This window comes from Mycobacterium sp. IDUB_28 (genome assembly GCF_055419285.1).
Map to the genome: position 1 here is coordinate 13,803 of NZ_JBVAXK010000011.1, position 23,459 is coordinate 37,261.

22 protein-coding genes are annotated in these 23,459 nt (G+C 68.5%); 8 read left to right on the forward strand and 14 right to left on the reverse strand.

Translation table 11 applies throughout. The annotated features are described in order from the left end of the window. The first annotated feature begins 7 nt into the window (after window positions 1-7). On the forward strand, window positions 8-835 hold the full coding sequence (locus ACZYZ9_RS21055; protein ID WP_463828216.1) for a cyclodehydratase: 828 nt from the start codon (window positions 8-10) through the stop codon (window positions 833-835). Here ACZYZ9_RS21055 and ACZYZ9_RS21060 read toward each other — a convergent pair. Beyond that, window positions 832-1,005 carry a hypothetical protein gene (locus tag ACZYZ9_RS21060; protein ID WP_463828217.1) on the reverse strand — a complete coding sequence of 58 codons (174 nt, stop codon included), beginning with the start codon at window positions 1,003-1,005 and terminating at the stop codon, window positions 832-834. The genes ACZYZ9_RS21055 and ACZYZ9_RS21060 overlap by 4 nt on opposite strands. A 126-nt stretch (window positions 1,006-1,131) precedes the next feature. Between ACZYZ9_RS21060 and ACZYZ9_RS21065 the strand changes: the two genes are divergently transcribed. Further along, a complete protein-coding gene (locus tag ACZYZ9_RS21065) occupies window positions 1,132-2,475 on the forward strand; it encodes a macrolide-binding ATPase MABP-1 (RefSeq protein ID WP_463828218.1) in 1,344 nt (447 codons plus the stop codon). 11 nt (window positions 2,476-2,486) lie between these two features. Here the strand turns inward: ACZYZ9_RS21065 and ACZYZ9_RS21070 are convergent, their stop codons facing one another. The 3 genes from ACZYZ9_RS21070 to ACZYZ9_RS21080 form a co-directional block, all read right to left on the reverse strand. Continuing rightward, window positions 2,487-2,741, reverse strand: coding sequence for a WhiB family transcriptional regulator (locus ACZYZ9_RS21070; protein WP_463828219.1), 255 nt, complete (start codon window positions 2,739-2,741; stop codon window positions 2,487-2,489). Window positions 2,742-2,887: 146 nt separating this feature from the next. Beyond that, entirely contained in the window at window positions 2,888-3,037 is a 150-nt protein-coding gene (locus tag ACZYZ9_RS21075) for a hypothetical protein (RefSeq protein ID WP_463828220.1), read from the reverse strand. A 127-nt stretch (window positions 3,038-3,164) separates the two neighbouring features. Beyond that, a complete protein-coding gene (locus ACZYZ9_RS21080; RefSeq protein ID WP_463828221.1) occupies window positions 3,165-5,264 on the reverse strand; it encodes an ATP-dependent DNA helicase UvrD2 in 2,100 nt (699 codons plus the stop codon). A gap of 100 nt (window positions 5,265-5,364) precedes the next feature. Between ACZYZ9_RS21080 and mrx1 the strand changes: the two genes are divergently transcribed. After that, a complete protein-coding gene (mrx1, locus tag ACZYZ9_RS21085; protein ID WP_463828222.1) occupies window positions 5,365-5,613 on the forward strand; it encodes a mycoredoxin Mrx1 in 249 nt (82 codons plus the stop codon). 64 nt (window positions 5,614-5,677) lie between these two features. Beyond that, window positions 5,678-6,316, forward strand: a complete 639-nt coding sequence (locus ACZYZ9_RS21090) for a sensor domain-containing protein (protein ID WP_463828223.1) — start codon at window positions 5,678-5,680, stop codon at window positions 6,314-6,316. Here the strand turns inward: ACZYZ9_RS21090 and nudC are convergent. The 4 genes from nudC to ACZYZ9_RS21110 are packed head-to-tail and all read right to left on the reverse strand — an operon-like array spanning window position 6,309 to window position 14,735. Then, window positions 6,309-7,235 (reverse strand): NAD(+) diphosphatase, encoded by a 927-nt coding sequence (nudC, locus tag ACZYZ9_RS21095; RefSeq protein ID WP_463828224.1) that lies wholly within the window; start codon window positions 7,233-7,235, stop codon window positions 6,309-6,311. The genes ACZYZ9_RS21090 and nudC overlap by 8 nt on opposite strands. Further along, window positions 7,235-8,305: a potassium channel family protein gene (locus ACZYZ9_RS21100; RefSeq protein WP_463828225.1), complete on the reverse strand. Its 1,071-nt coding sequence runs from the start codon at window positions 8,303-8,305 to the stop codon at window positions 7,235-7,237. Before ACZYZ9_RS21100 ends, nudC begins: the two co-directional genes overlap by 1 nt. 56 nt (window positions 8,306-8,361) lie before the next feature. Further along, window positions 8,362-11,670: an ATP-dependent helicase gene (locus tag ACZYZ9_RS21105; RefSeq protein ID WP_463828346.1), complete on the reverse strand. Its 3,309-nt coding sequence runs from the start codon at window positions 11,668-11,670 to the stop codon at window positions 8,362-8,364. Further along, window positions 11,637-14,735, reverse strand: coding sequence for an ATP-dependent helicase (locus ACZYZ9_RS21110; RefSeq protein ID WP_463828226.1), 3,099 nt, complete (start codon window positions 14,733-14,735; stop codon window positions 11,637-11,639). Before ACZYZ9_RS21110 ends, ACZYZ9_RS21105 begins: the two co-directional genes overlap by 34 nt. 82 nt (window positions 14,736-14,817) lie before the next feature. Between ACZYZ9_RS21110 and ACZYZ9_RS21115 the strand changes: the two genes are divergently transcribed. Together ACZYZ9_RS21115 and ACZYZ9_RS21120 are read left to right on the forward strand one after the other, a co-directional pair. Next, window positions 14,818-15,603 (forward strand): alpha/beta fold hydrolase, encoded by a 786-nt coding sequence (locus tag ACZYZ9_RS21115; RefSeq protein ID WP_463828227.1) that lies wholly within the window; start codon window positions 14,818-14,820, stop codon window positions 15,601-15,603. A 2-nt stretch (window positions 15,604-15,605) separates the two neighbouring features. Continuing rightward, window positions 15,606-15,914 carry an MGMT family protein gene (locus tag ACZYZ9_RS21120; RefSeq protein WP_463828228.1) on the forward strand — a complete coding sequence of 103 codons (309 nt, stop codon included), beginning with the start codon at window positions 15,606-15,608 and terminating at the stop codon, window positions 15,912-15,914. Here the strand turns inward: ACZYZ9_RS21120 and ACZYZ9_RS21125 are convergent. The 4 genes from ACZYZ9_RS21125 to ACZYZ9_RS21140 form a co-directional block, all read right to left on the reverse strand. Further along, the gene (locus ACZYZ9_RS21125) at window positions 15,911-16,765 is read right to left on the reverse strand and encodes a TIGR02569 family protein (protein WP_463828229.1); all 855 of its coding nucleotides are present in this window, start codon (window positions 16,763-16,765) and stop codon (window positions 15,911-15,913) included. The genes ACZYZ9_RS21120 and ACZYZ9_RS21125 overlap by 4 nt on opposite strands. Window positions 16,766-16,879: 114 nt before the next feature. After that, window positions 16,880-18,352 carry an APC family permease gene (locus tag ACZYZ9_RS21130; protein ID WP_463828230.1) on the reverse strand — a complete coding sequence of 491 codons (1,473 nt, stop codon included), beginning with the start codon at window positions 18,350-18,352 and terminating at the stop codon, window positions 16,880-16,882. A 36-nt stretch (window positions 18,353-18,388) separates the two neighbouring features. Continuing rightward, window positions 18,389-19,567 carry an adenylyltransferase/sulfurtransferase MoeZ gene (gene moeZ / locus ACZYZ9_RS21135; RefSeq protein WP_463828231.1) on the reverse strand — a complete coding sequence of 393 codons (1,179 nt, stop codon included), beginning with the start codon at window positions 19,565-19,567 and terminating at the stop codon, window positions 18,389-18,391. Between the two features lie 46 nt (window positions 19,568-19,613). Beyond that, entirely contained in the window at window positions 19,614-20,639 is a 1,026-nt protein-coding gene (locus tag ACZYZ9_RS21140) for a DUF3152 domain-containing protein (RefSeq protein WP_463828232.1), read from the reverse strand. 192 nt (window positions 20,640-20,831) lie between these two features. Between ACZYZ9_RS21140 and ACZYZ9_RS21145 the strand changes: the two genes are divergently transcribed. Next, entirely contained in the window at window positions 20,832-21,518 is a 687-nt protein-coding gene (locus ACZYZ9_RS21145; RefSeq protein WP_463828233.1) for a TetR/AcrR family transcriptional regulator, read from the forward strand. On the opposite strand, the gene ACZYZ9_RS21150 is transcribed toward ACZYZ9_RS21145, so the two are convergent. Then, the gene (locus ACZYZ9_RS21150; protein ID WP_463828234.1) at window positions 21,515-21,781 is read right to left on the reverse strand and encodes a DUF3107 domain-containing protein; all 267 of its coding nucleotides are present in this window, start codon (window positions 21,779-21,781) and stop codon (window positions 21,515-21,517) included. The two genes, ACZYZ9_RS21145 and ACZYZ9_RS21150, sit on opposite strands and share 4 nt — an antisense overlap. A 196-nt stretch (window positions 21,782-21,977) precedes the next feature. Between ACZYZ9_RS21150 and ACZYZ9_RS21155 the strand changes: the two genes are divergently transcribed. Further along, the gene (locus tag ACZYZ9_RS21155) at window positions 21,978-22,733 is read left to right on the forward strand and encodes an MmpS family transport accessory protein (RefSeq protein WP_463828347.1); all 756 of its coding nucleotides are present in this window, start codon (window positions 21,978-21,980) and stop codon (window positions 22,731-22,733) included. A 6-nt stretch (window positions 22,734-22,739) separates the two neighbouring features. Here ACZYZ9_RS21155 and ACZYZ9_RS21160 read toward each other — a convergent pair whose 3' ends face one another. After that, window positions 22,740-23,435: a ferritin-like fold-containing protein gene (locus tag ACZYZ9_RS21160; protein ID WP_463828235.1), complete on the reverse strand. Its 696-nt coding sequence runs from the start codon at window positions 23,433-23,435 to the stop codon at window positions 22,740-22,742. Window positions 23,436-23,459: the final 24 nt, after the last annotated feature.

The window sequence follows — 23,459 nt, forward strand, 5'->3', positions numbered from 1 at the left end:
ACACGTCATGGCGCGGCCCGCACCTTGCTTGTACTGCCTGGACCCGGCCATGCCGGTGCTGCTGCGACCCGACGGCGCGGTCCAGGTGGGCTGGGATCCGCGCCGGGCCGTGCTGGTCCGCCCGCCCGGTGAATTGACCGCGACGAAACTGGCCGCCGTGTTGCGGTCCATGCGGTCACCGACGCCGATGACCGAGCTGCAGCGCCAGGCCGACGGCGAGGACCTGACCGACCTGGTCACCCAGCTGGTCAACCACGGGGTCGCGACCCGAGGTTCGCGACCCACCGCCGCCCGCGCGGCGTCGATCAGGGTGCACGGACGGGGTCCGCTGTCTGACCTACTGGTGCCGGCCCTGCGCAGCTCGGGGGTCCGGATCGGGCACAGCAGCCAACCGCACGCGACGGTGTCCAGCACCGTCGACCTGGTGGTGTTGGCCGATTATTTGGTTGCCGATCCGCGGATCCTGCGCGATCTGCACAGCACGGGTGTCCCACACCTGGCGGTACGGGTACGCGACGGCACCGGGCTGGTCGGACCGCTCGTCATCCCGGGCGTCACCAGCTGCTTGAGCTGCGCGGACTTGCACCGCCGCGACCGCGACGCGGCGTGGCCCGCCATCGCCGCGCAACTGCGCGACACCGTCGGCGTCGCGGACCGGGCCACCCTGCTGGCGACTGCGGCGCTGGCGCTCGGCCAGGTGAACCAGGTCATCGCTGCGGTCCGCGGCCAGCGGCCCGCTCCCCCGTCGGCCCTGAACGCGACGCTGGAATTCGACCTGAACAGCAGCGCCATCGTCGCGCGCCAGTGGACCCGGCACCCGCTGTGCCAGTGTTAGCCCAACCGGCCCTGCTCGGGGACGTTCGTCGAGATCGACGCGTAGGCCCGGGCCAGGGAGTCCAGCACGTCTTCGGTCAGGGTCCGCTCATTGCGGTGCTTGTCCAGGGTTTCGATGATGGCCCGGAACAAGGCGTCGGCGGCGTCGTGCTGGGTTTGTTTGGCTGACATACGGTCGGTCCACCCTCCGGGACAGGGAATCTGGGGAAGTGTTCGAGTGCGACCCGAAGAGACTACATATCGCTGACGAACCACCGCTGACTGTGCGGAATCGATGCAACGGATGCCCTGGCCGTGATGGATGATGGTGGAGTGTCAGAAATCAAGCGTGGCCGTGCGGCCCGCAATGCAAAACTCGCCAGCCTGCCGGTCGGCATGGCCGGCCGGGCCGCTCTGGGCTTCGGCAAGCGGTTAACCGGCAAGTCGCGGGACGAAGTCAACGCCGAGCTGATGGAAAAGGCGGCGAACCAGCTGTTCACCGTGCTCGGCGAGCTCAAGGGCGGCGCGATGAAAGTCGGCCAGGCGCTGTCGGTGATGGAAGCCGCCATCCCCGAGCAGTTCGGTGAGCCCTACCGCGAAGCGCTGACCAAACTGCAGAAAGACGCCCCCCCGTTGCCGGCCGCCAAGGTGCACCGGGTCCTCGACGCCCAGCTCGGCACCAAATGGCGCGAACGTTTCCGTGAATTCAACGACACCCCGGTGGCGTCGGCCAGCATCGGCCAGGTGCACAAGGCGATCTGGAACGACGGTCGCGAAGTCGCCGTCAAGATCCAGTACCCGGGTGCCGACGAAGCCCTGCGCGCCGACCTCAAGACCATGCAGCGGCTGGTCGGCGTGTTCAAGCAACTCGCCCCCGGCGCCGACGTCCAGGGCGTGGTGGACGAGTTGATCGAACGCACCGAGATGGAACTGGACTACCGCCTGGAAGCCGACAATCAGCGGGCCTTCGCCAAGGCCTACGAGGGTCACCCGCACTTCCTGGTGCCGCATGTGGTGGCCAGCGCGCCGAAGGTGGTGATCCAGGAGTGGATCGACGGCCTGCACATGGCCGAGATCATCCGGCACGGCACCACCGAGCAACGCGACCTGATCGGCGTCCGGCTGCTCGAACTCACCTTCGACGCGCCACGCCGGTTGGAGATGCTGCACGGCGACGCCCACCCCGGCAACTTCATGCTGCTGCCCGACGGGCGTCTCGGCGTCATCGACTTCGGCGCGGTGGCACCGCTGCCGGGCGGCTATCCCATCGAACTCGGGATGACCATCCGGCTGGCCCGCGACAAGAACTACGACCTGCTGCTGCCCACCATGGAGAAGGTCGGGTTCATCCAGCGGGGCCAGGACGTGTCGGTCCGCGAGATCGACGAGATGCTGCGCCAGTACGTCGAACCCATCGAGGTCGAGGTCTTCCACTACACCCGTAAGTGGCTGCAGCGGATGACGGTCAGCCAGTTCGACCGGTCCGTCGCGCAGATCAAGACGGCACGGCAGATGGACCTGCCGCCCAAGCTGGCGATCCCGATGCGGGTGATCGCGTCGGTGGCCGCGATCCTGTGTCAGCTGGACGCCCGGGTGCCGATCAAGGCGCTCTCGGAGGAGCTGATCCCGGGCTTCAGCGAACCGGACGCGGTACCCGTCTGAGTTGACGTTGCCTACGCGGCCTGCTTGCGCGGACGTCCGCGCGGGCGCTTGCGGCTGACGATCGAGCCCCGCTCGAATATCTCGCCGCCCCACACCCCCCACGGTTCGGCCCGGTCGAGTGCGGCGGTCAGGCACTGCCGCCGGACCGGGCAGTCCGTGCACAGCGTCTTGGCGCGCTCAAGGTCCGCCGGTGTCTCGGCGAACCACAGGTCGGGATCGCCGCCGTGACACGGCAGCGTCTGTCTGGGGACTGTCAGAGCCGACATGTCCTGTTCACCTGCTTCCTGGTCGGTTTGGCTGTCTTCTCGGCGATCCGGGCCAGGTCGGGAATCGGGCTTCCCGAAAGCTATGGCCACGGATCCTGGTGACTTCGGGTCCGTGGCCATTTGGCGAAACTGGGCTTGCTACGTCGTTATATGCAGCCCCAATCCATGGACGCTTCAGTCGCGGCGGCGACGCGGTGCTTACCCGCGGCCGCCGCAGCGGCGGCGGCAATGGTGCTCGAGAGCATGCGGGCAGCCACGCCTACGCCGGACGCAGTTACGTCGATCGTGTTGAACATCGCGGGCCACCCTCCTTCCAGGTTGCTCTGCGCACCAGCCTTCGATACCGGCCGGCAGAATGCGTTTCGAGGGTAATGCGTCCCAGCCTGTTGCGACAACCGATTTTCTGACCTGCGGGTTTACCGGTCAGCGCGGGTGCCGGACCATTTCGAGCAGATCCGGCCCGTACTGCGCGAGTTTGGTGGCGCCGATGCCGGGGATGGCGATCAGGCCCTCGTCGTCGGTCGGCAGCATCTCGGCGATCGCGACCAGGGTGTTGTCGCTGAAAACCATGAACGGGGCGATCTTGTGTTCCTTGGCCCGGTCCGAGCGCCACGCCTTGAGTTTGAGCAGCAGGTCTTCGTCCACGTCACCGGCGCAGGTGGTGCAGCGCCGCAGCATGATGGCCGCCGGCGTGGTGAGGTCCTTGTTGCAGATCCGGCAGCGCGACGGGCCGCGGTTGCGCCGCGACCTGGCCGGCGCCGGATCGCCGCGCAGCTCAGGCGCGATGCCGTTGAGGAACCGCGACGGCTTACGCGTCTGACGTCCGCCCTGGGTCCGCGACAGCGCCCAGCTCAACGCCAAATGCACACGTGCCCTTGTGATTCCGACGTAGAACAGACGGCGCTCTTCTTCGACCGGCTCGCTGTCGGGGCCGCGCGCCAGCGCGTGCGAGATGGGCAGCGTGCCGTCGGCCAGCCCGACCAGAAACACCGCATCCCACTCCAGGCCCTTCGCGGCGTGCAGCGACGCCAGCGTGACACCTTGCACCACCGGTGGGTGCCGGGCGTCCGCACGCTTGCGCAGCTCGGCCACCAACTCCGGCAGTTGCAGCTCTGGACGCAGGGCGACTTCGTCGTCGACCAACTCGGCCAGCGCGGTGAGGGCCTCCCAGCGTTCGCGGGCTTTGGTACCGGCGGGCTCGCCGGCCGTCAATCCCAGCGGCTCGAGGACGGCGCGGACCAATTCGGGCAGCGGACCATCGGCACCGCGTTCGGCGCTGCGGTGCAGGGCCAGCAGCGCCTGCTTGATTTCCTGACGGTTGAAGAACCCCTCACCCCCGCGGACCTGATAGGCGATACCGGCTTCGGTCAGCGCTTCCTCATACACCTCAGACTGCGCGTTGACCCGGTACAGAATCGCGATTTCGCTTGGCGCGGTGCCGGATTCGATGAGGCCCGCGATCTTGGCGGCCACCGCGGCAGCCTCGGTGGCCTCGTCGGGGTGTTCCCGGAAGGACGGCGCCGGACCCGGTGGGCGCTGGCCGATCAGCTGCAGTCGGCTGCCCGCGACGCGGCCCCGGGCGGCGGCGATGACCTGGTTGGCCAGCGACACCACCTGCGGGGTGGACCGGTAGTCGCGTTCCAGCCGCACCACGGTGGCACCCGGGAATCGGCGGGAGAAGTCCAGCAGGAAGCGCGGTGAGGCGCCGGTGAACGAGTAGATGGTCTGGTTGGCGTCGCCGACCACGGTCAGATCGTCCCGGTCGCCCAGCCACGCCGAGAGCACCCGTTGCTGCAGCGGCGTGACGTCCTGGTATTCGTCGACGACGAAGCAGCGATAACGGTCCCGGAATTCGCCGGCCACCGCGGCGTCGTTTTCGATCGCCGCAGCGGTGTGCAGCAGCAGGTCGTCGAAGTCGAGCAACGTGACGTCCTCGTCGCGAACCTTGAGCGCCTCATAGGCGGTGTAGACGGCCGCGACCTGCTCGGCGTCCAGCGGGGTGTCGCGGCCGGCGGCGGCCACCGCACCCGGGTATTCCTCGGGGCCGATCAATGACGCCTTGGCCCACTCGATCTCGCCGGCCAGGTCGCGCACGTCGTCGGTGCTGACGTTGAGCCGGGACCGGCTGGCCGCACGGGCCACCACGGCGAATTTGGTATCCAGCAACTCCCAGCGGGTGTTGCCGACCACCCGCGGCCAGAAATAGCGCAACTGGCGACGCGCCGCAGCGTGGAAAGTCAGTGCCTGCACCGAGCCGACACCGGCACCCAGCTGGGCGGCGGCATCCAGCGAGCGCAGTCGGGACCGCATCTCACCGGCCGCGCGCTGGGTGAACGTCACCGCCAGCACCTGGCCGGGGGCGACATGCCCGTCGGCGACGAGGTGAGCGATGCGGTGGGTGATGGTGCGCGTCTTGCCGGTTCCGGCACCGGCCAGCACACAGACCGGCCCGCGCGCGGCCAGCACCGCTTCGCGCTGCTCGTCGTCCAGGCCCGCGGTCAACGGGTCGGTCACCACAGACATGGCGTCCATCTTCGCAGCGCGGGCCGACAAACCTGGCGTGTCGCGGTTTTCGGCGGGGCCACGTTCGGAATGGTTCATCGCTTCGTTACGTTAACGAGTCATGACCAACGCTGCGCTCACCGTCTATTCGACCACCTGGTGTGGGTACTGCTTCCGGCTGAAGACCGCGCTCAAGGCCCAGGGCATCCCCTACGACGAGGTGGACATCGAACGCGACGCGGCAGCAGCGGAGTTCGTCAGTTCCGTCAACGGCGGCAACCGCACGGTTCCCACGGTGAAGTTCGCCGACGGGTCCACCCTGACCAACCCGAGTGCGGGTGAGGTCAAGGCGAAGCTGGCCGCCGGCTAGACACAGCGGTTTCCGGCGTCGTTGATGCGCAGGCCCGGTAGTACCGGGCTTTACGATGAGGACCATGGCGTCAGCGCTGCTCCAACGAGCGGTTCTGGCTGTGTGTTGCGCGATGACCCTGGTCGCCGGATGCTCCGACAGCAACACCTCGGCCACGCCGACTTCCGCCGCGACCGGAGCCGACGCGTTGATCGTGAGCATCGACGACGTGCGGCGCATCGCCAATTACGAGGAACTGACCGCCCATGCGCACGCCGATCTTCGGCATCCGCCGGTCGGCGACGTCAATGCCCCGGGGCCGTGCCGGGCAGCCGGAACCAGTGACCTGACGTTCGCCGGCGGCTGGACGGAATTCCGTAGCGCCGGCTACAGCGGGGTCACCGATGACATCGACCCGGGCGGGCTGGCCATGGTCGACTCGGTCAATCAGGCCGTAGCGATCTATCCGGACGCGCATGCCGCGCGCAGCGCACTGGACCAGCTGCACGCCTCGCTGAACGCGTGCGTGGCCCTGCACGACCCGAAATACGACTTCAAGCTGGACAAACCGGACACATCGTCACTGCGGATCACCGACAACGGGTGGAGCCATCAGTACCGGGTCAAGAACGCGGTGTTGATGTCGGTCGGCGTGCTGGGCATCGAGCCCGCCGAACGGATCGCGTCCGCCATCCTGGACAACATCACCGATCGCATCACATAGCGGCCCATGATTCGATGATCACCCGGGCAATCGAAATCGACCCGGGCAGCAGCAGTTTGGAGTCCGACGCACTGGTCCAGTCGCCGGCGTCGAGCGCCGCGCGCACCTCGTCGCGGGTGAACCAGGCCGCCTCGGCGATCTCGCCGTCGTTGAAGGAGAACGGCTCGTCGGCGTCGGCCAGCGCGTGGAACCCGACCATCAGGGAGCGGGGAAACGGCCACGGTTGGCTGCCGAGGTAGCGGACGTCGCGGACGGTGAGCCCGATCTCCTCCCGGATCTCCCGCGCTACACACACTTCGAACGACTCGCCGGCCTCGACGAAACCGGCCAGCAGCGAGAACATGCGTGGCGGCCAGTTCGCCTGGCGGGCCAGGACGGCCCGGTCGCCGCCGTCGTGCACCAGACAGATGACCGCGGGGTCGACCCGGGGGAACTCCTCGTGCCCGGTGAGCGGATTGACCCGCGACCACCCGGCCCGGGCCGGCTTGGTGGGCGTGCCGTCCAGCGGGCTGAAGCGGGCGCTGTCATGCCAGTTCAGCAATGCCAGTGCGGCGGAGACCAGTTGGCTGCTGGTGTCATCGATGATGCGACCGAGCCTGCGTAGGTCGAGCACTTCGACGTCGTCGGGGGCGTCATCGGGCGGCTCAAGTGCGGCGCGGATGGCCCAGACGTGGCGGCCGCCCTCGACGCGGCCCAGGAAGACCGCCTCAGCGGGTGGTTTGTCGCCGAGTGCGGCGGCAGCACCCAACACCACTTTGCCGTCGGCGGCCAACACCTGGTTGCGGTTGTCGACCCGAAGCAGGGCGGCCTCGGCCCACCCCGCCGTTGCCGCGTCGATGTCGGTGCGCAGCTGGTCGGCGCGGTCGGCACCGATGCGGGACAACAGCGGGACGTCGCGCAGCTGGAAATCGAGGGGCATCAATGCCCCCCGTGGCGGATGTACAGCAATCGGTCGCTGGCCTCGACCGCGTCGACCTCGGGTGCGTCGATGCGCAGCAACCTTCCGTCCCGGACCACGCCGAGCACGATGTCGCGCAGGTGCCGCGGCGAGCCGCCAACCTCGGCCTGCTCCACCTCGCGTTCGGCGATCGCCAATCCGCCTTCCGGGGTCAGCAGGTCTTCGATCATCTGTACGACGCTGGGGGTGGTGGTGGCCAGGCCGAGCAACCGGCCGGCGGTCTCGGAGGACACCACCACCGAATCCGCTCCGGACTGCTGCAGCAGGTGCTGGTTTTCGGTCTCCCGGATGGACGCCACGATCTTGGCCTTCGGCGAGAGCTCGCGCGCCGTCAACGTCACCAGGACCGCGGTGTCGTCGCGGCTGGTGGCCACCACGATCGAGGCCGCGTGCTGGGTGCCGGCCAGCCGCAGCACGTCGGATTTGGTGGCGTCGCCGTGCACGGTCACCAGGCCGGCGGACGCGGCGCGGTCCAGGGCGGTGCGGTCGGTGTCGACGACGACGATTTCGCCGGGTGCCACGTCGTCGCCGAGCATCGCTGCGATCGCGGTCTTGCCCTTGGTCCCGTATCCGATGACGACGGTGTGGTTGCGCACTCTGCTCCTCCAACGCTGGATTTTGAATGCCTGCCGCGACGTTTCGGTGACGACCTCGAGCGTGGTGCCGACCAACAGGATCAGGAACGCGATGCGAAGCGGCGTGATGATCAGCACGTTCGCCGCGCGCGCGAACTCCGAGATCGGCGTGATGTCGCCGTATCCGGTCGTCGACAGTGTCACCGCCGAGTAGTAGAGGCAGTCCAGGAAGGTCAGGCGATCGCCCTGCACGTCGTGGTAGCCGTCGCGGTCGAGGTAGACAGTCGTGGCGCCGACGAACAATGCCGCCAGGGCGATGGCGATGCGGCGGGAGATGATGCGGGCAGGGCTGGATCGACCCTGCGGAATACGCAGTACACCGACCAGGGCGTAACTGGGCTGGGCGGTCAACCTTTCGTCGAGACGCCTCAGCCGCCGCCAGCTACCTTTCGCCACGGAAACCCGTACTGGTCCCAGCGCACGTCACCCGCACGTCCATCATGAAACCACGATCAGGGGCTGCGGGGGCGACTGGAGTCGGTCAGCAGAACCGCCAGTTCGTCGGCGCCGGGTTGCTCGTCCGGGACGACGGTGGTTCCGCTGCGCACGTAGTGGAATGCGGTACGTACCGACTCTTGCGGACAACCGTGCAGGGCCGCCCACGCCATCCGGTAGACGGCGAGCTGGACAGCGGCCTGGCGTTTGGCTTCCGGGCCGCGCGGTGGTTCCCCGGTCTTCCAGTCCACCACGGTGGTGCCGCCGTCGTCGTCGGCGAACACCGCGTCGATGCGGCCGCGGACCACGGTGTCGGCGATCGGCATCTCGAAGGGCACCTCGATCGCGATCGGGGTGCGGGCCGCCCATGGTGACGCGGCGAACGCGGTCTGCAGGGCGGCCAGCTCGGCGGGTTCGCCGACGTCGGAATCAGCAGCCCCCGGCAGATCTCCGAGGTCGAACAGCAGCTCGGTACCGTAGAAACGCTGCACCCAGGCGTGAAATGCGTTGCCCAACAATGCATGCCGGTCAGGGCGGGTGGGCAGCCGGTGAATCAGCCGCAACACGGCGCCATCGGGGTCGCGCGCGAGTTCCACCAGTCCGCTGACCGAGACCTGGTTCGGCAGCCGATGGCTGGGGGGTTGTGCGGCGCGGGCCCGCTCGGCCAGCAGTGCATCGACGTCGGCGGCCCAGCCCTCAGCATCGGCCGGTCCGGTCCGGAGGTTCCCGGCGGAGATGGCGGCGGACACCAGTGCCGCGCCGCGTTCGACGTCACTGCGGCGCGAAGCCAGCGGGTCGACTGGCCATACTGCCTCGATGACGTTGTCCCGCAACGGGTTTCGCTCCCCGTCCGCGGGCGCGGGCGACCACTGTTCGACCGTGCCGCAGGGTTGGCCGTGCTGGGCGGAACGATCGATGATCTCCCTGGCCTCGCAGAGGAATTCCGAAGGCCCCCGAGGCTTGATTCCCGTGGCACCCCACTGGTGACCGGACACCAACAGAGTGTCTTCGGCGCGGGTGACAGCGACATACAGCAGGCGGCGCTCCTCGTCGATGCGTCGCTGGTCGAGTGCGGCGCGATGCTCGGCGATCTTGTCCGACAACTGCTTTCGATTGGTCACCGCCGATGTGTCCAGTACCGGGATGCCGAGTGCGCCGGCTCGGGAGCGGTCACCGCGCAACAGCGGCGGCAGCTCACCGGAGTCGGTGAGCCAGCTGCTGCGCGACGCGGTCGACGGGAAGGTGCCGCCCGACAGGTGTGCCACCGCCACCAGCTGCCATTCCAGGCCCTTCGCGGCGTGCACGGTGAGCACTTGGACCCGGTCGCGGGTGACGGCGGGTTGAGCCGGCGCCAAACCGTTCTCTACCTCGCCGGCCACGTCGAGGTAGGCCAGCAGGCCGGCGACCGACGCGGTGTTCGAGTTGCCGGTGCGCTCGGCGTAGCCGGCGACCTCGTCGGCGAAGGCGTCCAGGTGCTCGGTGCCCGACCACGGCAGAGCGGCCCGGGCACGAACCTCACAGTCGAGCCCCAATACCCGGCGCACCTCGGCGACCAGATCGGGCAGGGAGTATCCGAGGTGGCCGCGTAGCCCGGTCAGCTCGCCGGCGAGGGCGTTGATGCGCTCGTAGCCGGCCGGGGAGTAACCGGCGGCCGGACCCGGATCGCAGATGGCGTCGGCCAGGCAGGGCGAGTCGGCAGCTGAGCCGGCCGTCATCGCGATGGCTTCGGCGCAGGCAGGTTCGGTCGCATTCACCGGTGCGGTGGGCGCGTCGCCCAACTCCTGCGCCCTGCGCCACAGCGCGGCGATATCCCGTCCGCCCAGACGCCAGCGCGGACCGGACAGCACCCGCATGGCGGCCGCGCCGGCGGTCGGGTCGGCAACCAGGCGCAGCATGGCCACCAGGTCGGCGACCTCAGGGACCGACAGCAGACCGGCCAGGCCGACGACCTCGGTCGGGATTCCGCGAACGCGCAGCGCGTCGGCGATCGGGGCGGCGTCGGCGTTGCGGCGGACCAGCACCGCCGCGGTGGGTGGTGCGCTGCCGTCGTCGCGGGCCTGCCGGTACCGCTGCGCTATGTGGTCGGCGATCCAGTCGCGCTCGGTTTGCACGTCGGCAAGCAGGGCACAGCGGACAGTTCCGGGCGGGGCATCCGGGCGCGGGCGCAGTGGCCGTACCGCGACCGACCGGCGTCGGGCCTCGGCCGATATGGCGTTGGCGAGATGCAGCGTGCTGGGCGGGTTGCGCCAGCTGGTGCGCAGTTCCAGGGTCGGCGCCGGCGACCCGTCGGCGAGCGGGAAGTCGGTGGTGAACCGCGGCAGGTTGGTCGCCGAGGCGCCGCGCCACCCGTAGATCGACTGGATCGGGTCGCCGACCGCCGTGAGCGCCAGTCCGTCATCACAGCCGCCACCGAACAGCGACGACAGCGCGATGCGTTGGGAATGGCCGGTGTCCTGGTACTCGTCCAGCAACACCACCCGGTAGCGGCTGCGCAACTCCTGACCCACCTGCGGGAACTCGGCCGCCAGCTGCGCAGCGGAGGCCATCTGCATGCCGAAGTCCATGACCTTGTCGGCCCGCAGGCGGTCCTGGAGCGCGTCCAGCAGCGGTACCAGCTCGGCGCGGTCGGTCTGCGTGGCCAGCATCCGCAGCAACGACTGGTTGGGGCCGCTGTCCCGCTGGCGCGGACCGGGCGGCAGCGTGTGCACCAGCCGCTCCAGCTCCATGTGGGTATCACGGAGCTGACCGGTGTCGACGAGGTGTTCGGCGAGCTGACCCCACAGCCGCAAGACCAGGGAGGTGACCGCGGCCGGCGTCTTCTCCGTGTGCAGTTCGCCGCGGTATCGGTTGACCACGTCGAACGCCAGCTGCCACATCTCGGTTTCGGTGAGCAACCGGGTGTCGGGTTCGATCGGCAGCAACAGCCCGTATTCGCGCAACAGCGAACCGGCGAACGCGTGGTACGTGCTGACCGTCGGGGTGGCTGCGGGTTGGGGCGTTTGCCCCGAGTCGGCGTTGAGGCTCGACAGGCGGGCCAGCCGGGTCCGGACGCGGCGCAGCAGCTGACCGGCAGCCTTGCGGGTGAACGTCAGGCCGAGCACCTGGCCGGGTTCGGCATACCCGTTGGCGACCAGCCACACCACGCGGGCAGCCATGGTCTCGGTCTTGCCGGCGCCGGCGCCGGCGATCACCACTAGCGGCCCCGGCGGTGCCGCGATCACTGCGGCCTGCTCGTCGGTGGGTGGTAAAACGCCCAGCGCACCAGCTAATTCGGCGGGGCTGTAGCGCGGAGTCACTGCGCCGGCCCGTCGGCGTGTGCGGGGCAGGAGGGTCGGACCGGGCAATGCGAACAGCCGTCGTTGCGCCGGGCGACGAAATGCGGCCCGACCGTCGCTTCGGCGGCGCGGCCGATCAGGTCGCGCCAGTTCTCCCGAGCCTGCGGCGTCAGCGGATCCTGCTCGCGTTGAGTGGCGCCCGAGGCCCCGGTCTTACCGGGATAGACCAACCGGGCGCCGCCGGGCTCGTCGCCGTCGGACATCATGCCTTCGGCCACGGCCAGCTGATACATCGCCAACTGCGCGTGCTGCTGCGCATCGTCTTTGCTGACCGGCGACTTGCCGGTCTTGACGTCGACGATCACCAGCCGACCGGCGGCGTCACGCTCGAGCCGGTCGATGCGGCCGCGCAGTCGGATCTCGCGGCCCCCACCGTGCTCCTTGTCGAGCATCCCGTCGACACCGACCTCGACACCGACCTCGGTCAGCTCGCCGCGTGTTTGCGCACGCCACTGGACGAACGCCTGGATCATGGCGCGGTGGCGGGCCAGCTCGTTGGCCGAATGCCAGGGCGCCTCGAACGGAAGGTGTTGCCAGACGCGGTCCAGCTCCGCCAGCAGCTGCGACTCGGTGCGGCCGGACTCGGCGACCAGCGCATGCATCACCGAGCCGACAGTGGAGCGCAGCTCCCGCGGGTTGGTCCCGCCGTGCCGCTCAACCAGCCAGCGCAGCGGACAGTCGTTGAGCGTCTGCAGGGTCGACGGCGTCAACGTCACGGTGTCGTCGGGTTTGGACAGCGGCGCGTCGGTGCTGACCGTGGTTAGACCGTGCCAGTCCGCCGGATTCGCGCCCGGCACGCCAGCTTTCGCCAGGCGCGCCAATTGGGTTGCCGCGCAGGCCCGTGCGGCCTCGCCGACCGTGCCGTCGGGTGCACACACCACTGCCCGCAACCGGCCCACCACCGCGGGCGTCGACAGCACGCGCGGCGCCGAAACAGGTTGCGGCTCCTCGACTTCACCGTGCGCCCACTGAGCGGCCTCGAAAAAGAACGGTGACGGCAACGCGGCTTCGTGTCCACCGCCGTCGGCGCTGTCCACGGCGGTCAGCACCAGGTGACGCCGCGCCCGGCCCATCGCGGCCACCAGCAGCCGGCGCTCCTCGGCCAGCAGCGGCGCCCGTACCGACGCATGGTCACCCACCCCGTCGAGTTCATCGAGCAGTCGCTGGGTGGCCAACACGCCACCCCGCGGAATCATGTTGGGCCACAATCCGTCCTGCAGTCCGGCTATCACCACCAGGTCCCATTCGTGACCCAGGGCGGCGTGCGCGCTGAGCACCTTGACCTGTTCGGACGGCGACGTGAGGTCGGCGGTGGATTGCGGCAGCTGCAACGCCGCGACATGCTCGACGAGTCCGCGCAGCGACGCCCCCGACGTGCGGGACACGAAGTCGTCGGTGATGTCGAATAGCGCCGTCACCGCTGCGAGGTCCCGCGCGGCCTGCTCCCCCGCCGGCCCACCGCGCTCGATTGCCGTCAGCCAGCGCCGCTGCAGACCCGACCGGTGCCAGGCCGCCCACAGCGTGTAGCGCGGATCCTGGCCGTTGCGGTGGCAATCGACTGCCGCGTCCAGCACGGCGCGCACTCGCCGCAGCGCAGCGGCTTGCGCTCCGGGAGCGGGTGGTTTGTCCCCGGTGAGCGTCTGCACCAACAGCTCGGCGAACGTGCCGTCCTGCCTGCGCTGCAACGTCCTGCGCAACTGGCGAAGCGAGACGGGGTCGACCCGGCCGATCGGTCCGGTGAGCAGTGCCAGCGCGTCGTCGCCGTCGAGTCCGTCGGCGGCGGCGAGAAGGACGGTGAGCAGCGCGCGCACCGCGGGTTTCTCAGCCAGCGGCCCGCCTGTCGCGGGGATCGCGACCGGAACACCGGCGGCGGCGAGCGCTCGAGGCAACCGCCCGCCGGCGCGTGGCACCGACCGGACGATCACCGCCATCTGCGACCACGGCACACCGTCGACGAGGTGCGCACGTCGCAGGGTATCGGCGATCAGCGCGCCTTCGGCATGCGCCGAAGCGGCCAAGCGGACGCTCACTCCACCGAAGCGCCCATCGTCCCCGGTGCCGTCGATGCGCCGGCCGGGGCAAGCACCGGGCAACCGACTCGCGATGCCGCTCACCGCGCGGGCGACGCCCGGCGCGCACCGATGTGAGGCGCTCAGCGTCACCGCTGGGTGGTCACCGCCCAGCAGCAGCCCCGGATCACCGCCCCGGAACCCGAACACCGCCTGGTTCGGGTCACCCGCGATCAGCGCGACATCGGCACCGACAGCCAACGCGCGCACCAGCTGCGCGGCCTGCGGATCGAGTTGCTGGGCATCGTCGACCAGAAGCACTCGGAGCCGGGCACGTTCAGCGGCCAGCAGCTCAGGATCGACCGCAAACGCCTCCAGTGCCGCCCCGACCAGTTCGGCGGCGGCCAGTGCAGGTGCGGTGGCCTGCGGGGCGGCCGTCCCGACCGCCGCGCGCAACAACATCACCTGCTCGTACTGCCGGGCGAATCGACCGGCCGCGACCCACTCCGGCCGGCCGCAGGAGCCACCCAACCGTTCGAGCTCGAGTGGCTCGACCCCGCGTTCAGCGCAGCGCGCCAGCAGGTTTCGCAGTTCGTTGGCGAATCCCGCGGTGGGCAGCGCGGGCAGCAGATGAGCGGGCCAGGACGCGCCGTCCTGGAGGTCACCGGCCAGCAGTTCGCGGACGATAGCGTCCTGCTCGGCGCCGGTCAGCAACCGCGGCGGTGGCCCGCCGCTACGTTCGGCCGCCCGCCGCAGCACGGAGTAGGCGTAGCTGTGCACGGTGCGTACCAACGGCTCGCCCACGACGGGCCGACCGTGGCTCGAGCGCAGCAAGGCGGAGGTCACCGCGCTGCGTTCCCGCGTGCCGAGCCGGCCCGAACCGGTAAGCAGCAGAACAGCTTCCGGATCCACGCCTGCGGAGATCCGGGTGACGGCCGCCTCAACCAGCAGGCAGCTCTTGCCGGTTCCGGGGCCACCCAGCACGCGCACCAGGCCGCGCCAATCCGGGTGCACCAGTTGCTGCGCCGCGCCCCAGCTGTATGACATACCGGCATGCAACCACGCAGGTCCGACAAGTAGCGCTGACCAGCCCGGATGCCGGGATGAGACCGCCTGGCATCATCGACGCGTGACCACCGTCCTTCATGCGCACCGGTTCGGACCGCCCGGCCCGGTCCGGCTGCTGGCGCTGCACGGGCTGACCGGTCACGGCGAACGCTGGCGACACTTTGCCAACTACGTGCCCGAGATCGCCGTGGCCGCACCCGATCTGATCGGGCACGGCAGGTCGTCGTGGGCCGCGCCGTGGACGATCGAGGCCAACGTCGCGGCGGTGGCCGCATTGCTGGACGCCGAAGCCGACGCGCCGGTGCTGGTGGTGGGCCACTCTTTCGGCGGCGCGGTGGCGATGCATCTGGCTGCGGCGCGCCCGGATCTGGTGGGCGCCCTGTTGTTGCTCGACCCGGCGATCGGGTTGGACGGCCACTGGATGTCGCAGATCGCCGAGGCGATGCTGGCCGCCCCCGATTACCCGGACCGCGATGAGGCCCGCCAGGAGAAGGCCGGCGGTTCCTGGGCCGACGTGGACCCGGCCGTACTCGAAGCCGACCTGGCCGAGCACTCGATCCGACTACCCAACGGACGATACGGCTGGCGGATCAGCCTGCCGGCAATGATGTCCTACTGGAGCGAGTTGGCTCGCGACGTCGTGTTGCCACCCGCCGGGATTCCCACGACTCTGGTGCGGGCCACGTGGACCGCACCGCCCTACGTCAGCGACGGGTTGATCGCCGCATTGCGTGACCGGCTGGGCGGCGAGTTCGAATTGGTGGACTACGAATGCGATCACATGGTGCCGCACGCCAAGCCCGATGCGGTCGCCGCGCTGGTGCGCAGGCTGTTGACAACGCGGTAGCGATGACGCAGATCACCGACAAGCAGATCGAGCGGGTGCGCTCGCTGGTCGCTGCCATCCCCCCGGGCCGGGTCGCCACCTATGGTGATATTGCCGCTGCCGCAAGGCTTTCCAGTCCACGCATTGTCGGTTGGATCATGCGCACCGACTCCGCGGACTTACCCTGGCACCGGGTGATCACCGCGTCCGGGCGACCGGCCCGGCATCTGACGTCTCGGCAGCTGGAACTGCTGCGTGCCGAAGGGGTGTTGTCGGTCGAGGGACGGATCGCGCTGAGCGAGGTCCGCTACGAGTTCGATTCCAGGACTTAGAGATTCATCCGGACCAGTGCCGCAGTGCGGGCCAGCCCGGGAAACGCCTCGGCGGTGGAACGCGGGTGCAGCGCATGAACGGCCAAACGGAATATCAACGCGCGCAACAACATCTGCGACCACTCGGGCAGTGCGTTCCACCGTTCGATGAGACCGTCGTCGGCCTCCCCCCACGACAATGCATCGACGACGACGACCCCGGCCGCCCAGGAGGCGGGACGCCAGTACGGGGTGATGTCGGTGACGCCGGGCGGGGCGGTGCCGGCGAACAGCACTGTGCCGTACAGGTCGCCGTGTACCAGCTGGTTGGGGCTGCGGGTCGGCTTGCGCAACGTCGCGAGTTGGTTGATCAGCTCGACCGATCGTTCGGCGTCCGCCGAGGGCGGGGCGGTCCGCGCACCCGGCGGCACCGACTGCAGCGGACGTTCCTCCCAGGCGGCGCGATCGGCGGCGATGAAGACGTCGACGTCAGCCCAGGGGGCGGTGGGACCCTGGGTCAGAAAGCGGGGCCGCTCCAGTTTGCCGGTGGCCTCGTGCAGCCGGACCGCCGCAGAGACGACCTCGTCATGGCGGGCTTCGGGGGTGCCGGCGACGAAGGTGTCCGCCCGCCAGCCAGACACCACGTAGCGCCCGTCGGTGGACCGGACCGGGCGGGCCAGGCGCACCCCGTCGACGAACAAGGTCTCGCGCACCCGGGCCGACCACGCCGCACGGGCGTTGTCGGCAACCATGGATAACACCACCTCGCCGCACCGCCAGCCGCCCTCCCAGGCGGCACCCAGCGCCGCGGGCTCCGTACCGGTCAAGCCGAACGCCGCGAGCACGTGCTCCGGCGGCGGCTCGACACTCACGCCGGTCAGCCTAGTAGAGCCTGGCACAGCTACCACAGCTAACACCCGAATGCACCCGAGCGGATTCTGGCCGCCGGCAAGAAGGACGGATCTGCCGGCGGGTCCGCCGGCAGATCAGTGTGAGAAAACGGTGGCTTCACCGGGTTCGTGGTCGAGAACCCGGCGGTTGAAGATCATCAGGTAACCGAAGTACAACCCGCCCACCCCGAGCAGGCTCGTCACGATAATCAGCGGCACCACCGCGTCGGCGGGCGAGAGCAGTATGACCAGCGCGCATATCGACCAGATCAGCGCGAAGATCGCCACCGGCAGCTCGAACCGGCCGATGTCGAATGCCCCTTCCTGCCGGCCCAATTTGTTGCGCACCACGAGGTAGAGAACAACGATCATGCCGTACGTCAGCGCCGGGAAAACCGTCCCGGAGGTGATCAACTCCAGCAGAGCGTTGCCCGGCAGGACGGCAAGTACCGCAATCCCGATGACGACGGGCACGATGGTGGCTGGTATCGGCGTCTGCGTGCGGGGATTCACCCGTCGCATCAGTCGGTGTGCGGGAAACCGGTCATCGCGCGCCATCGCGAAGATCATGCGCGAGCAACTGGTCAGCGTGACCATCCCCCCGCCGAAGAAGGCAATCGCTATGGCGGACAGAAATATTCGCTCGGTCGCCGCTCCCAGTTGGTCGTGCATGATCATCGCGACGGGCGAGTCTGCGGCCGAGACCCTGGGAATGTTGTCGATGGCAATGGTCAGTGCGATCAGAAACAGCATGCCCAGCACACTGGCCGCCAACACCGATCCCACGATCGCGCGCGGCACGCTTCGGAAGGGGTCCTTGGCCTCCTCGGCCATGTTCGCTGCCGAGTCGAAGCCCACCAACGTTCCCAGTCCCACGATCATGACCGCCATCAACCCTCCTCCGAAGGCGAAGTAGTCCGTCGTGTTCGCGGTGATGCCTCGTGAAGTGAGATTGCCGACCGAGCCGTCTCCGGTCACGGCCACCGCCACCAGGAGCGCGACCACGAGGACCACAACGATCGTCAGCTCGACGGCAACCGCCGCCGAATTGATCAGCGCGACAATCTTTGTCGAGACAATCGCAAGCACGGCCTGGATCACCATCACCACTGCGGCGATCAATCGCGCCGTGTGCTCGTCGGGCGCCATGTTGAACAACGGCATCAGGCAGGTGCTGGACATCGCACTGTCGATCGCCATCAGCCCGGTGATCAGGTAGCAAAAGGTGAGCCAGCCGAAGAACCAGCCGATCTTGGGGTTGGCCAGCCGCGAACCCCATTGGTAGGACGAGCCGCTGAGTGGGATGCGGGCAGCGAACTGCGCGACCACCAGCGCAATGAGCAACTGGCCGACCGCAGCGACGATCCATGTCCAGATTCCCACCGGCCCGGCATTACGGAGAAGGTCGTCGTAGGTACCGAAGATGCCCACCGCCACCGAGATGAACGCGAAAGACACCGCGAACACCTGGAAAGAGCCCAGCGTTCGTTTGAGTTCTGGCTCGTACCCGAATTCTTCGCAGAACTCGTCAGAGGAGCCCGCGTCCGGCGCTGGCGATGTGTCTGTCATTCCTGGCCTCCGTCTCAGTGAGCACGAACTCTGGCCCTAGTACATGACCATGTCCGGCTGCATCTGCTTCGCCCAGGCCATGATTCCGCCCTGCAGATGCACCGCGTCGGAGAAACCGGCCCGCTTCACCGCGGCCAGCGCTTCGGCCGACCGCACGCCGCTCTTGCAGTACAGCACCGCCTTGCGATCCTGCGGCAGCTGCGACAAGCCCTCCCCGGACATGATCAGCGACTTCGGGATCAGCGTGGCGCCGTCGATGTGGTTGATGTCCCACTCGACCTGTTCGCGCACATCGATCAGGGCCAGCGAGGTGCCGGAGTCCAGCATCGTGCGCAGCTCGGCCGGGGTGATGGTCGAGCCCGCGACGGCGGCAGCGCCGTCGTCGGACACCGCGCCGCAGAAGTACTCGTAGTCGATCAGCTCGGTGATCGTCGGCGTCGACGGGTCCTTGCGGATCCTGATCGTGCGATAGCTCATCTCCAGCGCGTCGTAGATCATCAACCGGCCCAGTAGCGTCTCACCGATCCCGGTGATCAGCTTGACCGCTTCGGTCCCCATCACCGATGCGATCGATGCGCAGATGATGCCCAGCACACCGCCTTCGGCGCAGGACGGCACCATCCCCGGTGGTGGCGGCTCCGGATACAGGTCGCGGTAGTTCAGGCCCAGTCCGTTCGGCGCGTCCTCCCAGAACACCGACGCCTGGCCTTCGAACCTGTAGATCGACCCCCAGACGTAGGGTTTGCCCGCCAGCACGGCGGCGTCGTTCACCAGATACCGGGTGGCGAAGTTGTCCGAACCGTCCAGGATGAGGTCGTACTGGGCGAAGAGCTCGAGCGCGTTGTCGGCCTCCAGCCGGAATTCGTGCAGCCGCACGTCGATCAGTGGGTTGATGGTGGCGATCGATTCGCGGGCCGACTGCGCCTTGGGGCGCCCGACATCGGCGGTGCCGTGAATGACCTGGCGTTGCAGATTGGATTCGTCGACCACGTCGAAGTCGACGATGCCGATGGTGCCGACGCCGGCCGCGGCCAGGTAGAGCAGCGTGGGCGACCCAAGCCCGCCGGCGCCGATCACCAGCACCCGGGCGTTCTTGAGCCGCTTCTGTCCGTCCACCCCTAGCTCGGGAATGATGAGGTGGCGGCTGTAGCGGGCCACCTCCTCGCGGGTCAGCTCAGCGGCGGGTTCGACCAATGGCGGCAGCGATGACGACACATGACTCAGATTAGGCGCGTCCCCATGGCCGACGATGGAAAACGACTCAAGCGATGGGGAACGGCCAGGGGTTGAACCGGCAGGTTTTGCCGTCGGCCTTGACCTGATCGGGATCGAACTTGGCCCCGTCGTTATTGGCGGTGGAGAACGTCTGCTGCATCATCACCGGCGCCAGACCGCCCTGTTGGTCGCACGGCTCGTGCCGCACGTATCCGATGGCGTGACCGACTTCGTGGTTGACCACGTACTGCCGGTAGGAACCCACATCACCCTCGAACGGCAGCGCCCCGCGCACCCAGCGGGCTTCGTTGATGAAGACGCGCGATTCGCGGTCTGAACCGAATGACGGGTTGTAACACGACGTTTCCAGCGGAAATTCGTATCCGCAGCCCACCCGCACCGTCATCGGCGAGACCAACGAGATCCGGAAGTCCGGCTTGCCGCTGTCGATTCGGATGAACGCGAACTGCGGGTTGTGTGTCCAGCCCTTAGGGTTGTCCAGCGTCCGGTCGACCATCTGGGCGAACGCGTCGTCCCCGCCGTACATGGTGGGGTCCAGACCGTTCTCCACCTCGACGGTGTAGCGGAAGACTTTGGCGGTGCCTTGCCCGATCTGCGGCGTGGCGCCGGGAATCACCCGCCAGGTCTTGTCGCCGGCCTGGGTGAACGCACCACCCTCGGGCAGCGTGCCGGTCGGCAGGTTCGCGTCGAAAGCGGCCAGGCCCCGCGGCGGCATGTCCAGAATCGAGGTGCCGACCGCGCCGATGGTCGGCGGGTCTTTGTGGATCGAACTGGCCGACGGCCGCGGCGTATTGGTACCCGTCACCGTCTGGTAGGCCACCACCAGGGTGAGCACCGTGAGAAACGGCAGCGCGTAGGCGCGCCAACCGTAGGTCGATACGAACCGCCCCAGCCAGGATTGCTTGCGCCATTGGCGCGGACGGTCGCGGTCGGCGCGGACCCGTCCGGCGCTCTGACCCAGCGGGTCGCGCTGAGCCCGCAGCGGCTCGCGCCAGTCGTCACGCAGCACCGGCACCCGACCGGTATTGCGATCTGGCCGCGGCGACGTCATTTCCCCAGAATGGCACAGCTGCCGGTGGCATCCGGCCCTGGCGCGCCCGAAAACCGCCCTCGGTCAGGTGCTGGGACGCACTGTGACACCGGTTCGGATCGGCCGGACGCCGCAGGTAGTAGTCTTCTTGCGAAACACTGCGCGCCTTCGGGGATGGCAAAATGGGCGCACCACCAATGGATTGAGGGAGTGATGAGCGATCTCGCCAAGGCGGCGCCGCGACGCGCTGTCCGATCGGCCGACGGTGTCCGGCCGGGCGAAGGCGCAGCCCCCTCCAACCGGCGGGGCAGCCGGCTGCCGCGCGACGAACGTCGCGGTCAGCTGCTGATCGTCGCCAGCGACGTGTTTGTCGACCGCGGCTACCACGCCGCCGGGATGGACGAGATCGCCGACCGCGCCGGCGTCAGCAAACCGGTTCTTTACCAGCACTTTTCCAGCAAGCTCGAGTTGTATCTGGCGGTGCTGAACCGGCACGTGGACAATCTGGTGTCCGGCGTGCAGCAGGCGCTGGACCGGACCACCGACAACCGGCAGCGGCTGCATTCAGCGGTGCAGGCGTTCTTCGACTTCATCGAACACGACAGTCAGGGTTATCGACTGATTTTCGAGAACGACTACGTCACCGAGCCCGAGGTGGCCGCGCAGGTGCGGGTGGCGACCGAGTCGTGCATCGACGCGGTATTCGCGCTGATCGCTGAGGACTCGGGACTGGACCCGCACCGCGCCCGGATGATCGCCGTCGGCCTGGTCGGCATGAGCGTGGACAGCGCGCGGTACTGGCTGGACTCCGATCGACCGATTTCGAAGTCAGCTGCCGTGGACGGGACCGTGCAGTTCGCCTGGGGTGGTCTGTCGCACGTGCCGCTCACCCGCTCCTAGGATTTGGCCCCGCTGTCCGCCTTGGCCGCGACCTCCGCGCCGACGCCGAAGCCGACCCGCCGCGCATCGGCGACCCCGATCTCCACGTAGGCAATCTTGGCCGCGGTGACCAGGAACCGGCGTCCGCGCTCGTCGTTGAGGGCCAGTACACCCGCTTCGTCGCGCACCGCCGCGCCGACCAGTTCTTCCACCTCAGCCGGCGTCTGCGCGCTGGAGAACACCAGCTCGCGCGGACTGTCCGTGATTCCGATCTTGACCTCCACGCAGGCCCCTTCCGTTGGCGTATCCGTCGCAGGCGTCTCTCTGCAGCAGGCTAGTGGACGGGTCTGACCTACCCCGCCCCGCGCCCCCCGACTCGCAGTTCGCGGTAAGCGAACGAACCCGTCACGATTCGGTCTAACCGCCCCCGGATCCGGGCCGCACCCGAATCACATCGATACCATCGGCAACATCAGTACCATACGTAACACCCTCCACGATTTCTTCCGGGACCTCGAAGACTTCCCGGACGAGGAAGGCTACCCAGCCGACGACGACGGTTACGTCGAAGACGGCGACGGATACGTCGAAGACGAGGACGCCGACGAGACCTGGGACGACGGGGACGACGAGTGGGCCTGGCCGGCCGACAACCGGTGGCGTCCGGCCGCTCTGTTGGTCGGCGCGGTGGCAGCTGTCGGCGCCGTGGCCACCGCGGTCATCATCAACAGCGGCGACAGCGCGACCACCAAGGCCACCGTCGGGGCCCCGACACCGAAGTCGGTGATTTCCACCACATCCCGGCCCTCCCCGCCCACCATGTCCCCGGCACCGACCAACCCGCCGACGACGCGACAACTGCCGCCGGAGACCGTCACCACCTTGGCGCCGCCCAGCATCGGGCCGACCAGGCTGCCCACCGCGGCGCCGCTGCCGACCACCACCCCGCCGGGAGCCGCCCTGAGTCCGCGCACCGTCATCTACAGCGTCACCGGCACCAAGCAGATGTTCGACCTGGTGAACATCGTCTATACCGACGCGCGCGGATTCCCGGTCACCGAGTTCAACGTGGCCCTGCCCTGGTCCAAGATGGTCGTGCTCAACCCGGGCGTGCAGACCGAATCGGTGATCGCGACCAGCATCTACGGCCAGCTGAACTGCTCGATCGTCAACGCCCAGGGTCAGTTGGTCAAAGCTTCGGCCAACAACTCGGCGCTGGCCACCTGCACCCGCTGAACCCGCTCAGCTCAGGCCGAGTTCGTGCATCCGCTGATCGTGCGTCTTCTGCAGCCGATCGAAGAACGCGCCGAGCTGACCCAGCCCGCCTCCGCCGGAAAGTACCAGGTCAACCAGCTCATCGTGGTCGGCCAGCAGGTACTGAGCCTGGGTGATCGCCTCGCCGAGCAACCGGCGGGACCACAGCGCCAGCCGACTGCGTTGTTTGCCGCTGGAGGTCACCGCGGCGCGCACTTCGGCCACCACGAACTGGGAATGCCCGGTCTCGGACAACGTCGCGCGGACCACGTCGGCGATCTCGTCGGGCAGGCCGCCCGCGATCTCCAGATACAGATCGGCGGCCAGCGCATCCCCGACATAGGTCTTCACCAGAGCTTCCAGCCACGTACTCGGAGTGGTCAGCCGGTGGTAGTTCTCCAGCGCGGACACGTACTTCGACATCGCCCGGACTACGTCGACACCACGGCTCTCCAGCGCGTCGCGCAGCAGTTCGTAATGCCCCATTTCGGCGGCAGCCATGCTGGCCATCGAGATGCGGCCCTGCAGATTCGGCGCCATCCGCGCCTCGTCGGTCAACCGGTAGAACGCCGCCACCTCGCCGTATGCGAGCAGCGCGAACAGCTCGTTGACGCCGGGATGATCGGCGGAGAGCTGAGATCCGGGCGAATCCGCCACCTCGTCGGCAGATGAAGGTGGAGGCATGGCAACACTCTAATAGGCCGGCTC

Bases quoted from the DNA above. Each gene is read 5' to 3' on its own strand.
- ACZYZ9_RS21110 (WP_463828226.1), bottom strand. From the start codon at position 14,735: ATGTCATACAGCTGGGGCGCGGCGCAGCAACTGGTGCACCCGGATTGG.
- ACZYZ9_RS21120 (WP_463828228.1), top strand. From the start codon at position 15,606: ATGACGCAGATCACCGACAAGCAGATCGAGCGGGTGCGCTCGCTGGTC.
- ACZYZ9_RS21140 (WP_463828232.1), bottom strand. From the start codon at position 20,639: ATGACGTCGCCGCGGCCAGATCGCAATACCGGTCGGGTGCCGGTGCTG.
- ACZYZ9_RS21065 (WP_463828218.1), top strand. From the start codon at position 1,132: ATGGATGATGGTGGAGTGTCAGAAATCAAGCGTGGCCGTGCGGCCCGC.
- ACZYZ9_RS21160 (WP_463828235.1), bottom strand. From the start codon at position 23,435: ATGCCTCCACCTTCATCTGCCGACGAGGTGGCGGATTCGCCCGGATCT.
- nudC (WP_463828224.1), bottom strand. From the start codon at position 7,235: ATGCCCCTCGATTTCCAGCTGCGCGACGTCCCGCTGTTGTCCCGCATC.
- ACZYZ9_RS21090 (WP_463828223.1), top strand. From the start codon at position 5,678: ATGGCGTCAGCGCTGCTCCAACGAGCGGTTCTGGCTGTGTGTTGCGCG.
- ACZYZ9_RS21055 (WP_463828216.1), top strand. From the start codon at position 8: ATGGCGCGGCCCGCACCTTGCTTGTACTGCCTGGACCCGGCCATGCCG.
- ACZYZ9_RS21130 (WP_463828230.1), bottom strand. From the start codon at position 18,352: ATGACAGACACATCGCCAGCGCCGGACGCGGGCTCCTCTGACGAGTTC.
- mrx1 (WP_463828222.1), top strand. From the start codon at position 5,365: ATGACCAACGCTGCGCTCACCGTCTATTCGACCACCTGGTGTGGGTAC.
- ACZYZ9_RS21075 (WP_463828220.1), bottom strand. From the start codon at position 3,037: ATGTTCAACACGATCGACGTAACTGCGTCCGGCGTAGGCGTGGCTGCC.
- ACZYZ9_RS21070 (WP_463828219.1), bottom strand. From the start codon at position 2,741: ATGTCGGCTCTGACAGTCCCCAGACAGACGCTGCCGTGTCACGGCGGC.
- ACZYZ9_RS21145 (WP_463828233.1), top strand. From the start codon at position 20,832: ATGAGCGATCTCGCCAAGGCGGCGCCGCGACGCGCTGTCCGATCGGCC.
- ACZYZ9_RS21080 (WP_463828221.1), bottom strand. From the start codon at position 5,264: ATGTCTGTGGTGACCGACCCGTTGACCGCGGGCCTGGACGACGAGCAG.
- ACZYZ9_RS21060 (WP_463828217.1), bottom strand. From the start codon at position 1,005: ATGTCAGCCAAACAAACCCAGCACGACGCCGCCGACGCCTTGTTCCGG.